Here is a 13,278-nt window from a genome sequence, read left to right as displayed (position 1 = left end):
CACAACCCCCGCGCCTCACGTCGTTACCGGGCGGTACGACCCGCGACCGCCCCGGCTCTCCGTGCGGGTCGCCCGATGAGGCAGTCTTGTGTCCGTGCCCCGACCCGATCCTGAGCAGCCCGCCGCGAACGCCGCCCACCTGCATGCCGCGACGCTGAAACGCCTTGAACAGTCCTCCGGCCGACTGGCCGCGAACGCGATCGCCCGCATGGACGAGTCGCTGCCGTGGTACCGGGCGATGCCTCCGGAGAACCGGTCCTGGATCGGCCTGGTGGCCCAGGCCGGGATCGCGGCGTTCACCGAGTGGTTCCGGCATCCGGAGACACCGCAGGCCATCTCCACCGATGTGTTCGGCACGGCTCCGCGCGAGCTGACCCGGGCGATCACCCTGCGGCAGACCGTGGAGATGGTGCGGACGACGATCGAGGTCATGGAGGCCGCGATCGAGGAGGTCGCCGCGCCCGGCGACGAGTCGGTGCTGCGTGAGGCGCTGCTCGTCTACGCGCGGGAGATCGCCTTCGCGACCGCCCAGGTGTACGCGCAGGCCGCCGAGGCCCGCGGCGCCTGGGACGCCCGGCTGGAATCGCTCGTGGTGAACGCGGTGCTGTCCGGCGAGGCCGACGAGGGTGCCGTGTCACGCGCCGCGGCGCTCGGCTGGAACTCACCCGAGCACGTCTGCGTGGTGCTCGGTACGGCCCCGGACGGCGACAGCGAGCTGACCGTGGAGGCGATCCGGCGGGCCGCCCGGCACGCGAAGCTCCAGGTCCTGACCGGGGTGCTCGGCAACCGGCTGGTCGTCATCGCGGGCGGCAGCGACAACCCGCTGCATGTCGCGAAGGCGCTGATCGGCCCGTACGCGGCAGGTCCCGTCGTCGCCGGGCCCGTGGTGCCCGACCTGCTGGCGGCCACCCGGTCCGCGCAGGCGGCGGCGGCCGGGCTGAAGGCGTGCGGTGCCTGGCAGGACGCCCCGCGCCCGGTGCTGGCGGACGATCTGCTGCCGGAGCGCGCGATGGCGGGCGACCCTGCCGCACGGGCCCAGTTGGTGGAGGAGATCTACAGACCGCTGGAAGAAGCGGGTTCCGCGCTCCTGGAGACCCTGAGTGTCTATCTGGAACAGGCGAGCAGCCTGGAAGGCGCGGCCAGAATGCTTTTCGTTCACCCCAACACCGTGCGCTACCGGCTTCGACGTGTGACTGACGTCACCGGATGGTCGCCCTCCGATGTCCGCTCGGCGTTCACCCTCCGAATCGCCCTGATCCTGGGGCGCTTGGCCGCCAGAGATCCTCAGTCCTAGACTTTTGTCGGACATCAACAATTCCCCCCGCGGTTCTTCGTCCCTGTCCCCACGGGCGTTCCGGACCGTTCACAAGAGAGAGTGTGAGGGTGCTCGTACTCGTCGCTCCCGGCCAAGGCGCCCAGACGCCCGGCTTCCTGACTCCCTGGCTCGAACTCCCCGGCGCCGCCGACCGCATCGCGGCCTGGTCCGACGCCATCGGGCTCGATCTCGCCCACTACGGCACCGAGGCCGACGCGGAAACGATCCGTGACACCGCGGTGGCGCAGCCGCTGCTGGTCGCCGCCGGTCTGCTGTCCGCCGCCGCACTCAACGCGTCGCCCGACATCGTCGCAGGTCACAGCGTGGGAGAGATCACCGCAGCCGCCTACGCCGGAGTCATCGGCGACGAAGCCGCACTCCGTCTCGTGCGGGCCCGTGGGCTCGCCATGGCCGACGCCGCGGCGGTCACCGAGACCGGCATGGCGGCACTGCTCGGCGGCGAGCCCGAGGTCACCCTCCCGCACCTGGAGAAGCTCGGTCTGACCCCGGCGAACGTCAACGGGGCCGGTCAGATCGTCGCCGCGGGGACCGTCGCGCAGATCACCGCGCTGACCGAGGACAAGCCCGAGGGCGTGCGCCGGGTGGTGCCGCTCAAGGTCGCCGGCGCGTTCCACACGCACCACATGGCGCCCGCGGTCGAGCGGCTGCGCGAAGCCGCCCTGGAGCTGAAGATCACCGACCCGGCCGTGACATATGTCTCGAATGCCGACGGGGAGACGGTCGCGTTCGGCGACGAGGTCATCTCCCGGCTGGTCGGCCAGGTGGCCAACCCGGTCCGCTGGGACCTGTGCATGGAGACCTTCAAGAAGCTGGGTGTCACGGCGCTCATCGAGACGTGCCCCGGGGGCACCCTCACGGGTCTCGCCAAGCGCGCCATGCCCGGTGTGCAGACCCTCGCGCTCAAGACCCCCGACGACCTCGACGCGGCCCGCGCGCTCATCACCGAGCACGCGGGCGCCTAAGGAGCCCGAGAGCATGTCGAAGATCAAGCCCAGCCAGGGCGCCCCGTACGCGCGCATCATCGGTGTCGGCGGCTACCGTCCGACGCGGGTCGTGCCGAACGAGGTGATCCTCGAAACGATCGACTCGTCCGACGAGTGGATCCGCTCGCGCTCCGGCATCGCCACCCGCCACTGGGCCTCCGAGGAGGAGACCGTGGCCGCGATGTCCGTGGAGGCGTCCGGGAAGGCCATCGCGGACGCCGGGATCACTCCCGAGCAGGTCGGCGCCGTGATCGTCTCCACCGTCTCGCACTTCAAGCAGACCCCGGCCGTCGCGACCGAGATCGCCCACAAGGTCGGCGCGGGCAAGCCCGCCGCCTTCGACATCTCGGCCGGCTGCGCGGGCTTCGGCTACGGGCTGACCCTCGCCAAGGGCATGATCGTCGAGGGTTCGGCGGAGTACGTCCTCGTCATCGGCGTGGAGCGGCTCAGCGACCTCACCGACAAGGAGGACCGTGCGACGGCCTTCCTCTTCGGCGACGGCGCCGGCGCGGTCGTCGTCGGCCCCTCCAAGGAGCCTGCCATAGGCCCGACGGTCTGGGGCTCCGAGGGCGACAAGTCCGAGACCATCAAGCAGACCGTGGCGTGGGACGAGTACCGGGACGGAAGCCCGGAGAAGTTCCCGGCCATCACGCAGGAGGGCCAGGCGGTCTTCCGCTGGGCCGTCTTCGAGATGGCGAAGGTCGCCCAGCAGGCGCTGGACGCGGCCGGCATCGCCCCGGAAGACCTGGACGTCTTCATTCCGCACCAGGCCAACATGCGGATCATCGACTCGATGGTGAAGACCCTCAAGCTGCCGGAGCACGTCACGGTCGCCCGTGACGTGGAGACCACCGGCAACACCTCCGCCGCCTCGATTCCGCTCGCCATGGAGCGGCTCCTGGCGACCGGTCAGGCGAAGAGCGGCGACACCGCGCTCGTCATCGGCTTCGGGGCGGGTCTCGTCTACGCCGCGACGGTCGTTACCCTCCCCTAGGCACACCAGGCCATTTCGGCCCGGACGTCCGAACCACTGCAGATAAACATCGAAGGAGCGCCAACATGGCCGCCACTCAGGAAGAGATCGTCACCGGTCTCGCCGAGATCGTCAACGAGATCGCCGGTATCCCGGTCGAGGACGTCCAGCTGGACAAGTCCTTCACCGACGACCTGGACGTCGACTCGCTGTCCATGGTCGAGGTCGTCGTCGCCGCCGAGGAGCGCTTCGACGTCAAGATCCCCGACGAGGACGTCAAGAACCTCAAGACGGTCGGCGACGCTGCCGACTACATCCTCAAGCACCAGGCCTGATCAAGCCGGCTCTGTGTCGCCACCCGGCGGTGGCGCCGCTGATTCACGACCCTCTACACGTGGAGAAGATTTTCCAGTGAACTCGACCAATCGCACCGTGGTCGTCACCGGTATCGGCGCAACCACTCCGCTGGGTGGCGACTCGGCGTCGACCTGGGAAGGTCTGATGGCCGGTCGTTCCGGCGTCAAGCCTCTTGAGGGCGAGCGTTTCGCCGAACTCCCCGTCCGGATCGCCGCCGTCGCGGCCGTCGACCCGGGCGACGTCCTGCCCCGCCCGCTCGCCCGCAAGCTGGACCGCTCGGCGCAGTTCGCGCTGATCGCGGCCCGCGAGGCCTGGGCGGACGCCGGCTTCACCGGCAAGGCCGGTGAGGACGAAACGGTCCGGCCCGAGCGTCTGGGCACGGTCATCGCCTCCGGCATCGGCGGCGTGACCACCCTGCTCGACCAGTACGACGTGCTGAAGGAGAAGGGCGTACGCCGCGTCTCCCCGCACACCGTGCCCATGCTCATGCCGAACGGCCCGGCCGCCAACGTCGGCCTGGAGGTCAACGCCCAGGCCGGTGTGCACACCCCGGTCTCCGCGTGCGCCTCGGGCGCCGAGGCCATCGGGTACGCCGTCGAGATGATCCGCACCGGCCGTGCCGACGTGGTCCTCGCCGGTGGCACCGAGGCGGCCATCCACCCGCTGCCGATCGCGGCGTTCGCCAACATGATGGCGATGTCCAAGAACAACGACGAGCCCCAGAAGGCGTCGCGTCCGTACGACACGGGCCGTGACGGCTTCGTCCTCGGCGAGGGTGCCGGGGTCGTCGTCCTGGAGTCCGCGGAGCACGCCGCCGCGCGGGGCGCCAAGGTCTACTGCGAGGTGCTGGGACAGGGACTGTCCGCGGACGCCCACCACATCGCGCAGCCGGAGCCGACCGGCCGCGGCATCGCCACCGCGCTGCAGAACCTGCTGGACCAGACGGACCTCAAGCCGTCGGAGGTCGTGCACCTCAACGCGCACGCCACGTCGACGCCGCAGGGCGATGTCGCGGAGCTGAAGGCGCTGCGCAAGGTCCTGGGTGACGACCTCGACCACGTCGCGATCTCCGCGACGAAGTCGATGACCGGTCACCTCCTCGGTGGCGCCGGAGGCATCGAGACCGTCGCGACGGTCCTGGCGCTGCACCACCGGATGGCTCCGCCCACGACCAACGTCGAGAACCTCGACGAGGCGGTCGAGGCGGACGTCGTACGCGACAAGCCGCGTCCGCTGCCCGAGGGGTCGATCGCCGCGATCAACAACTCGTTCGGGTTCGGCGGACACAACGTCGTCCTGGCGTTCCGCAGCGTCTGACACCCGCTCCGCGTCCCGGTACGCCGAAGCCCGCTTCCCCGGTCGGGGAGGCGGGCTTCGTCCGTTGCCGGGAGGCGGGGCCCGGGGCCATGCCCGGGACGGCGGTCCCGGTCACGGGCTCACACCACCTGGTGCAGCCACCGCACCGGCGCTCCCTCTCCCGCGTGGCGGAAGGACTCCAGTTCGTCGTCCCACGGCTTGCCGAGCAGCTTGGCGATCTCGGCCGCCAGGTCGCTCTCGCCCCGCTCGGACCGTGCCAGCGCCGCCCTCAGCCGGTCCTCCGGCACCAGGATGTCGCCGTGCATGCCGGTGACGGCGTGGAAGATGCCCAGCTCGGGCGTGGAGCTGTAGCGCTCGCCCTCCGTCGTGGGGCTCGGCTCGGCCGTCACCTCGAAGCGCAGCAGATCCCACCCGCGCAGCGCGGAGGCCAGCTGCGACGCCGTGCCGGGCGCGGCCTGCCAGGAGAACTCGGAGCGCCAGGTGCCGGGCGCGGCCGGCTGTCTGATCCAGTCCAACTGGACCCGCACACCGAGGACACCCGCCACCGCCCATTCGACATGGGGGCAGAGCGCTCGCGGTGCGGAGTGTACGTACAGAACTCCACGTGTCGTCACCGGGACCTCCAGTGTGGGACGAAGTTCGCCTTCCCCAGCGGCCTCGCGCCCGTACCGTCTCTTCTCGGCCGGTCCCCGAGGTTGTCATCAGTAAACAGCATCGGGGTGAATCTCCTGAAAAGGGGCAGTATGTGACGTGATGTGATTTTCGGAATGCCACCCGACTGGAGCCGGGTGAGGGGGTGCGCCGCTGGTCCGACGAGGAAAAGCTACCGCGCGGCGGCGTCCGGGGTGTGACGTACCGTCGGTCCCGGGCCCATCATTCGCTCAGCTTTCACCCTGCGGGGCGGCCGGGCCTTCCGACCGGTGCCACCAGGGGTTGCCGGGGGCATAACCGAGGGGACCAGGGATGCAGGATCGTTCCGCCCGCCGTCGTTCACGCACCGTGGCAGCCGTCCTGGCGACCGTCTCGTTGCTCGGCACGGCCGCGCTGACGGGCTGCGACGGGACGAGCGGTAAGCCGGCGGCCGAAAAGCGACGTCCGTCGGCCAGGTCCGCTCCGGTCTGGGACCGCAGCCCGGGATCGGTGGCCGCCGTCGGTGACTCCATCACCCGCGGATTCGATGCCTGTTCGGTGCTGGCGGACTGTCCGGAGGTGTCCTGGGCGACCGGTACGGACAGCGAGGTGCGCAGCCTCGCCGTGCGGCTGCTGGGTGCGTCGGGGGCCGCCGGGCGCAGCTGGAACCATGCCGAGACGGGGGCCAGGATCGCGCAGTTGCCGGAGCAGATGGCGCTGGCGGCGAAGGAGAAGCCGGACCTGGTGACGGTGATGATCGGCGCCAACGACGCCTGCCGGGACTCCGTGCGGCTCATGACGCCGGTGGCGGACTTCCGGGCGTCGTTCGAGGCGTCGATGCGTCAGTTGCGGGCCGCGGCACCGAAGGCGCAGGTGTACGTGTCGAGCGTGCCGGATCTCAAGCGGCTCTGGTCGACGGGGCGCGGCAACGCGCTGGGCAAGCAGATCTGGAAGCTGGGGATCTGTCAGTCGATGCTGGGCGAGGCGGACGACATGGGTGCGGGCGCCGTGGCCCGGCGGGCCTCGGTGCGGGAGCGGGTCGTGGCGTACAACGACGTGCTGCGCAAGGTCTGCGCGAAGGACCTGCGCTGCCGGTACGACGGCGGGGCGGTCTTCGACTACCGGTTCACGGACAAGCAGCTCAGCCGGTGGGACTGGTTCCATCCGGGGCGCAACGGCCAGGCGCGGCTGGCGGAGATCGCGTACCGCAATGTCACCGCGGTCCGGCCCCCGGCGTAGGGTTTGTGATCATGGACACGAGTTCGAGCACGGCAGTGCGCAGGGAAGCATTCGGCACGCTCGCGGACGGCACCGCCGTGGACCGCTGGACGCTGGAGCGGGACGGCACGCGGGTGCGTGTCCTGACGTACGGCGGCATCGTGCAGTCGGTCGAGGTACCCGGCCGGGACGGGTCGCGGGCGGGTGTCGCGCTGGGGCTGCCGGACCTCGCCGGGTACGAGCACCACACGGGTCCGTACTTCGGCGCGCTGGTCGGGCGGTACGCGAACCGGATCGGCGGCGCCCGTTTCGAACTCGACGGGCGCACACACCAGGTGACGCGCAACGAGGGGCACAACCATGTGCACGGTGGGGCCCGGGGCTTCGACAAGCGGGTGTGGGAGGCGCGGGAGGTGGCCGGCGGCGTCCGGCTCTCCCTGGTCTCGGAGGACGGCGAAGAGGGCTTCCCGGGCCGTCTGACGGTGTCGGCGGCGTACACGCTGGACGAGGGCGGGGCGCTGCGGATCGCCTACCGGGCGACGACGGACGCCCCGACGGTGCTGAATCTGACGAACCACACGTACTGGAACCTCGCGGGCGACGACAGCGGCAGCGCGCTCGGGCAGGTGCTGCGGATCGCGGCCGGGCGGATCACTCCGGCGGATGCCGAGTCGCTGCCGACGGGCGAGTTCCTGCCGGTGGAGGGAACCCGGTTCGACTTCCGTGAGCCGAAGCCGGTCGGCACGGGCTACGACCACAACTTCGTGCTGGACGGGTCCGGGACGGATCCGGTGGCCGAGCTGTACGACGCGGCGTCGGGGCGCGTCCTGACCGTCACCACGACGGAACCGGGGATGCAGCTGTACACGGCGGACCACTTCGACGGCCGGCCGTTCGTGCCGTGTGCCGGGATCGCACTGGAGACCCAGCACTTCCCGGACTCCCCGAACCGGCCCGAGTTCCCGAGCACGGTGCTGCGGCCGGGCGAGGAGTACGTCTCGACGACGGTGTACGGATTCGGGGTGCGCACAGAGCCTGTCGGGTGACCGACAGGCTCTTCAGGGGGTGGCCGAGGCGCGTCGGCGGGACGCGCGGCCTGAGGAGAGCCCCGGAGCGGGGTCGGATGCCGGGGCTCTCCCGTACTGGGGCCGCTGCCGGCGGCTACTCCTTGACGTCCACGGCCGTCGTGAGGCGGACATCACCGAGCGAGCGGGCCGCCTGCACCTCGTACGTGCCGGGGACGAGGGTCCAGTCGTACGCCGTTTCGTCCCAGATCTCGTACGCGCGCCGCTCCAGCGGGATCACGGCCTCGACGCTCTCGCCGGGCGCCGCCTCGACGCGTGCGAAGCCGGCCAGCCAACGGGCCGGGCGTTCGGCGGTGTCGTCGCGGGGGGCCAGGTAGAGCTGGACGGTCTCGGCGCCGGGCCGGGTTCCGGTGTTGCGGAGGCGGACGGTGGCGGTGTCGGGGCCGGCCGTCAGGCTCTCGTACTCCCAGGTGGTGTAGCCGAGTCCGTGGCCGAAGGGGTACGCGGGCGCGGTGCCCGCCTTCTCCCAGGCCCGGTAGCCGACGAAGACGCCCTCCTCGTAGTGGAGTTCGCCACCGGTCGGGGTGGTGGAGGCGACCGGGACGTCGGCGAGCACGACCGGCCAGGTGGTCGGGAGCCGGCCGCCCGGCTCATCGGCTCCGAGCAGGACGTCGGCGAGCGCGTGGCCCGCCTCCTGGCCGGGGAACCAGCTGAGCAGGACCGCGGCGACCTCGTCGCGCCACGGGAGCTCCACCGGGGAGCCGGAGTTGACGATCACGACGGTGTTCGGGTTGACGGCGGCGACGGCCCTGACGAGGTCGTCCTGGGTGCCGGGGAGCCTCAGGTCGGTGCGGTCGAAGCCCTCGGACTCGACGCGTTCGGTGGTGCCGACGACGACGATCGCGGTGTCCGCGGTCCGGGCCGACTCGACGGCTTCGGCGATCAGCTCCTCGGGATCGCGGCGCGGGCCGAGGTGGCAGAGGGAGAACGAGACGCCCGGGATCGGTGCGTCCTCGCCCAGGGTGTCGGGGACCTGGCGCAGCGAGACCTCGACGGGTTCGCCCGCGGCGAGGGCGACCCGGCCGCGCTCCAGGGGGTTGCCGAAGAATGCCTCGCCCGGGTCGGTGGAGCCGGTGACCCGGTGGACCTCGTCGTACAGGGTCTCGCCCGCCACGGTGAAGCGGAGCGCTCCGGTGCCGCGGGTGCCGAAGACGTGCTCGCCGCCGTCACGCGGGACGAAGGTGCCGGTGATCTCGACGCTGTGCAGCGTCGCGGCGGTCACGCCCTCGGGGAACTCGGTGCCGGTCCACTGGACGGTGCCGCCGCGCAGCGGGGCCGAGCCAATGACGGTGCCGGAGGCGTCGTAGCAGATGGCCCTGAGGTCGAAGCCCTGCTCGGCGGGGGTCAGTTCGTTGTTCGGGTCGGCGCCGACGCGGTAGTCGAGGACGCCCTCGGGCAGAGCGGCGGTGAGGCCGTCCAGCGGCGTGACGATGTGGTGCGGGAAGACCTGGGCGGAGCCGCCGCCGAGGACCCGGGCGTCGCGGGCGAGCGCCCCGCTGAGCGCGACCTTGCGGACGGCGGCCGGGTCGACGGGCAGGGCGGCGCGTTCGTTGCGCACGAGCACGAAGGAGCGGCGGGCGATCTCGCGGGCCAGGGCGTCGCCGTCGACGGCCTCGGGAAGGCCGGACGCGTCGACGACGGGCGGGGCGCCGTCCAGGATGCCGACGCGGGCGGCCAGCCGCAGCACGTTGCGTACCGCTCCGTCGACGACGGACTCCTCGACCTCACCGGCCCGTACGGCGTCGGCGAGTGCCTTCCCGTACACCGTCCTGGGCCCCGGCATGGCGACGTCCAGACCGCCGTTGACGGCGGCGGCGGTGGAGCGGGCGGCGAGCCAGTCGGAGACGATGTAGCCGTCGAAGCCCCATTCGCCGCGCAGCACCGCGTTCTGCAGATAGCGGTGCTCGGTCATGGTGGAGCCGTTGACCTGGTTGTACGCGGCCATGATGCCCCACGGGTGGGCGTTCTTGACGATCCGTTCGAACGGGGCGAGGTAGATCTCGCGCAGCGTGCGCGGGGCGAGGATGTTGTCGACCGTGAAGCGGTCGGTCTCGGCGTCGTTGGCGACGAAGTGCTTGACGGTCGTGCCGACACCGCCCTCCTGCACGCCCCGCACGTAGCCGGTGCCGATCTCTCCGGTGAGGTACGGGTCCTCGCTGTACGTCTCGAAGTGGCGCCCGCCGAGCGGCGACCGGTGGAGGTTCACGGTCGGGGCGAGGAGGACGTGCACCCCCTTGCGGCGGGCCTCCTGGGCGAGCAGCCGGCCGGCCCGGCGGGCCAGGGCGGGATCCCAGGTCGCGGCGAGCGCGGTCGGCGAGGGCAGCGCCACGGACGGGTCGTCGGCGCTCCAGGCCACCCCGCGGACACCGATCGGCCCGTCGGACATCACCAGGGAGCGCAGCCCGATCGCGGGGAGGGCGGGCAGCGACCACATGTCCTGGCCGGCCAGCAACCGCGCCTTGTCGTCGAGTCCCAGGGCGGCCAGCGCCGCGTCGACCGCGGCCTCGCGGGCCGCATCGGGGTGGATGGATGGGGTCGCGCCTGCCACGGCCGTACCTCCTCGTCGGGTTCCTGCACTGAAGGTCTCCATAGTGACTCTTTTACCGGTAGAGCAGTAGGCTTCGTTACTGGTCCGTTACGCGTGGGGATGGCGTACGGTCCTCGGGCGAGGACCGATGAGCACCGGAAGGGGCCGGGATGGTGCGGGCCAGAAGCGCGGAGCGGCGGGCGGAGATTCTTCGCGCCACTCTCGAAGTGATCGCCGAGCGCGGTTATCGCGGCGCCTCGCTGAGCGCCGTCGCCGAGCGGGTCGGCCTCAGCCAGCAGGGTCTCCTGCACTACTTCCCGACCAAGGAGGCGCTGCTCGTCGCGGTACTGGAGGAGCGCGACCAGTGGGACACCGGGGGCGGCACCCGGAGCGACGGCACCTGGCGGATCGATCTGCTGGGCTCCCTCGTCGAGTACAACGTGATGCGGCCGGGCATCGTCCAGACGTTCTCGGCGCTGCTCGGCGAGAGCGTGACGGAGGGTCATCCGGCACGGGAGTTCTTCACGCACCGGTACACCCAGGTCCGGGCGGACATGGCGGCGATGCTGCGCGCGAAGTACGGCGAGCGGCTGCCCGGCGGCCTGACGCCGGAGCGCGCGGCGCCGCTGCTGGTGGCGGTGATGGACGGGCTTCAGTACCAGTGGCTGCTGGATCCGGACGCGGTGGACATGCCGGCGGCCTTCCAGGACCTGCTGACCCTGTTGCAACCGGAGGGACCGGCCGAACCGGGCACCCCCGAGAACCCCCAATCATGACATGACCTGCGACAACTCCCGTACGGCGAGGGCGTCGAGCGCCACCTGCGGGTGATTTCCGAGCGGTCTACGCGCGTCCGGGCCAAAGGCACCGCGCCGGGCACCCCAGGGTGGGGCGCATGAATTCCACGCCCTCCGGAGCCTCTTCCGGCCAGCCCGCCCGGCGCACCCTGATCACGGGTGCCGCAGCCGGCGCCGCAGCCCTTGCCGCGACCGCCGCGGGTTCCGCACGCGCCGCCGCGCCGGGAACCCCCGCCGCGCCCGCCGCACCCGCGCCCGTACTGGCGCCCGCGGCCACCGGCTCGGACTGGGACGCCTGCCTGTCCGTCGCCCGCGCCATCCTCGTACGCGACGAACAGGACCAGCCGCTGGTCCCGCACTACCGCGACATCCTGCTGTCCAAGGGCCTGCCGCGCAGCCGCAAGGCCCCCAAGAAGGTGCTGGTCGTCGGCGCCGGCCCGGCCGGGCTCACCGCCGCCCACCTGCTCCGGAACGCCGGACACACCGTCACCGTGATCGAGGCCAACGGCAACCGCGTCGGCGGCCGGATCAAGACGTTCCGTGCGGGCGGCCACGAGCACGCGAAGGCCCCGTTCGCCGACCCGAAGCAGTACGCCGAGGCCGGCGCCATGCGGATCCCCGACAGCCACCCGCTCGTCACCGGGCTCATGGACGGCTTCGGTCTGAAGCGGCGCCGTTTCTACCTGGTCGATGTCGATGCCGAGGGCCGCCCGGCGAACCGCACCTGGATCCATGTGAACGGCATCCGGATGCGCAAGGCCGACTACGCGGCGAGGCCGCGGGCGGTCAACCGCTCGTTCGGGGTTCCGGCGGAGTACGAGAACAAGACCGCCGCGACGATCGTGCGGGAGGCATTCGCGCCCGTACGCAAGGAGTTCGAGGGCAAGGAGGGCCACGAGCTCGTCGAGGGCTGGGCACGGGTCATCCAGAGGTACGGGCACTGGTCGATGTTCCGCTTCCTGACCGAGGCGGCCAAGCTCGACGAGCGCACCATCGACCTCGTCGGCACCGTCGAGAACCTCACCTCGCGGCTCCATCTCGCCTTTGTGCACAGCTTCATCGGAGCCTCGCTGATCAGCCCGGACACCGCGTTCTTCGAACTGCCGGACGGCACGGCCACACTGGCCGACGCGATGTACGCCCGGGTCAAGGACCTGGTGCGGCTGGACCGCCGCGCCACCAGGATCAGCTACGGCCCGGGCAGCGTCCGGGTCGAGACGGTGTCCGAGGGCCGCGACGGCAAGCGGCTCGTGCGCGAGACGTTCACCGGCGACCGGGCGATCGTCACCGTGCCGTTCTCCGGGCTGCGCCACATCCCCGTCTCGCCCGCGCTCAGTTACGGCAAGCGGCGCGCGATCACCGAGATCCACTACGACGCGGCGACCAAGGTCCTGCTCGAATTCAGCCGCCGCTGGTGGGAGTTCGAGGAGAAGGACTGGAAGACCGAGCTGGAGAAGATCAAGCCCGGCCTGTACGACGCCTACCGCCTGGGCAGGGCGCCCGCCGACGGTTCGCTGCTGGGCGCCCACCCGTCCGTACCTCCGGGCCATCTCCCGCCCGACCAGCGCGTGCACTACGCGGCGTACCGGGCGGCGGCCCGCAACCAGCCCGCGGCGGCGCATGTCATCGGCGGCGGATCGGTCACCGACAACCCCAACCGCTTCATGTTCCAGCCGTCCCACCCGGTGGAGGGCAGCGCGGGCGGCGTCGTCCTCGCCTCGTACAGCTGGGCCGACGACGCGCTGAAGTGGGACTCGCTGGACGACAACGAGCGCTACCCGCACGCCCTGGGCGGGGTGCAGGACGTCTACGGGCAGCGCGTCGAGGTCTTCTACACGGGCGTCGGCGCCACCCAGTCGTGGATGCGCGACCCGTACGCCTACGGTGAGGCCTCGGTGCTGCTGCCGGGCCAGCACACCGAGTTGTTCGCCGATGTGCGGTCGGTCGAGGGGCCGCTGCACTTCGCCGGCTGCCACACCTCGGTCAAGCCGGCCTGGATCGAGGGGGCCCTGGAGTCGGCGGTCAGGTCCGCGCTGGAGGTCCACACCAGCTGAC

The 13,278-nt window shown here is 71.5% G+C and carries 11 protein-coding genes; 9 read left to right on the top strand and 2 right to left on the bottom strand.

Annotation, left to right across the window (positions count from 1 at the left end; all coding sequences use genetic code 11):
- Window positions 1-94 precede the first annotated feature (94 nt).
- The 5 genes from ACFVUT_RS25545 (at window position 95) to fabF (ending at window position 4,966) form a co-directional block, all read left to right on the top strand.
- The gene (locus tag ACFVUT_RS25545; RefSeq protein WP_389654194.1) at window positions 95-1,294 is read left to right on the top strand and encodes a PucR family transcriptional regulator; all 1,200 of its coding nucleotides are present in this window, start codon (window positions 95-97) and stop codon (window positions 1,292-1,294) included.
- 89 nt (window positions 1,295-1,383) lie between these two features.
- Window positions 1,384-2,298 (top strand): ACP S-malonyltransferase, encoded by a 915-nt coding sequence (locus tag ACFVUT_RS25540; RefSeq protein WP_389654408.1) that lies wholly within the window; start codon window positions 1,384-1,386, stop codon window positions 2,296-2,298.
- Between the two features lie 13 nt (window positions 2,299-2,311).
- Window positions 2,312-3,313 carry a ketoacyl-ACP synthase III gene (locus ACFVUT_RS25535; RefSeq protein WP_389654192.1) on the top strand — a complete coding sequence of 334 codons (1,002 nt, stop codon included), beginning with the start codon at window positions 2,312-2,314 and terminating at the stop codon, window positions 3,311-3,313.
- Between the two features lie 65 nt (window positions 3,314-3,378).
- Window positions 3,379-3,627, top strand: a complete 249-nt coding sequence (locus ACFVUT_RS25530) for an acyl carrier protein (RefSeq protein WP_024490626.1) — start codon at window positions 3,379-3,381, stop codon at window positions 3,625-3,627.
- Window positions 3,628-3,703: 76 nt separating this feature from the next.
- Window positions 3,704-4,966 carry a beta-ketoacyl-ACP synthase II gene (gene fabF / locus ACFVUT_RS25525; RefSeq protein ID WP_389654190.1) on the top strand — a complete coding sequence of 421 codons (1,263 nt, stop codon included), beginning with the start codon at window positions 3,704-3,706 and terminating at the stop codon, window positions 4,964-4,966.
- A 119-nt stretch (window positions 4,967-5,085) separates the two neighbouring features.
- Here the strand turns inward: fabF and ACFVUT_RS25520 are convergent, their stop codons facing one another.
- A complete protein-coding gene (locus tag ACFVUT_RS25520; RefSeq protein ID WP_389654188.1) occupies window positions 5,086-5,580 on the bottom strand; it encodes a DUF3145 domain-containing protein in 495 nt (164 codons plus the stop codon).
- A gap of 349 nt (window positions 5,581-5,929) precedes the next feature.
- Here ACFVUT_RS25520 and ACFVUT_RS25515 point away from each other — a divergent pair, with 349 nt between their 5' ends.
- Window positions 5,930-6,835 carry an SGNH/GDSL hydrolase family protein gene (locus ACFVUT_RS25515; protein WP_389654186.1) on the top strand — a complete coding sequence of 302 codons (906 nt, stop codon included), beginning with the start codon at window positions 5,930-5,932 and terminating at the stop codon, window positions 6,833-6,835.
- An 11-nt stretch (window positions 6,836-6,846) separates the two neighbouring features.
- Entirely contained in the window at window positions 6,847-7,860 is a 1,014-nt protein-coding gene (locus tag ACFVUT_RS25510) for an aldose epimerase family protein (RefSeq protein ID WP_389654184.1), read from the top strand.
- 115 nt (window positions 7,861-7,975) lie between these two features.
- Here ACFVUT_RS25510 and ACFVUT_RS25505 read toward each other — a convergent pair whose 3' ends face one another.
- A complete protein-coding gene (locus ACFVUT_RS25505) occupies window positions 7,976-10,447 on the bottom strand; it encodes a beta-glucosidase (RefSeq protein WP_389654182.1) in 2,472 nt (823 codons plus the stop codon).
- 149 nt (window positions 10,448-10,596) lie between these two features.
- Between ACFVUT_RS25505 and ACFVUT_RS25500 the strand changes: the two genes are divergently transcribed.
- Complete coding sequence (locus ACFVUT_RS25500; protein WP_389654180.1) at window positions 10,597-11,202, top strand: TetR/AcrR family transcriptional regulator; 606 nt, start codon at window positions 10,597-10,599, stop codon at window positions 11,200-11,202.
- 119 nt (window positions 11,203-11,321) lie between these two features.
- On the top strand, window positions 11,322-13,277 hold the full coding sequence (locus tag ACFVUT_RS25495; RefSeq protein WP_389654178.1) for a flavin monoamine oxidase family protein: 1,956 nt from the start codon (window positions 11,322-11,324) through the stop codon (window positions 13,275-13,277).
- Window position 13,278 lies beyond the last annotated feature (1 nt).

This window comes from Streptomyces sp. NPDC058051 (assembly GCF_042885475.1).
Taxonomy (GTDB): Bacteria; Actinomycetota; Actinomycetes; order Streptomycetales; family Streptomycetaceae; genus Streptomyces.
This window is presented reverse-complemented; position numbering and strand designations above follow the sequence as displayed.

Coding starts and splice junctions, on each gene's coding strand:
- ACFVUT_RS25535 (WP_389654192.1), top strand. CDS start 2,312: ATGTCGAAGATCAAGCCCAGCCAGGGCGCCCCGTACGCGCGCATCATC.
- ACFVUT_RS25530 (WP_024490626.1), top strand. CDS start 3,379: ATGGCCGCCACTCAGGAAGAGATCGTCACCGGTCTCGCCGAGATCGTC.
- ACFVUT_RS25515 (WP_389654186.1), top strand. CDS start 5,930: ATGCAGGATCGTTCCGCCCGCCGTCGTTCACGCACCGTGGCAGCCGTC.
- ACFVUT_RS25510 (WP_389654184.1), top strand. CDS start 6,847: ATGGACACGAGTTCGAGCACGGCAGTGCGCAGGGAAGCATTCGGCACG.
- ACFVUT_RS25500 (WP_389654180.1), top strand. CDS start 10,597: ATGGTGCGGGCCAGAAGCGCGGAGCGGCGGGCGGAGATTCTTCGCGCC.
- ACFVUT_RS25495 (WP_389654178.1), top strand. CDS start 11,322: ATGAATTCCACGCCCTCCGGAGCCTCTTCCGGCCAGCCCGCCCGGCGC.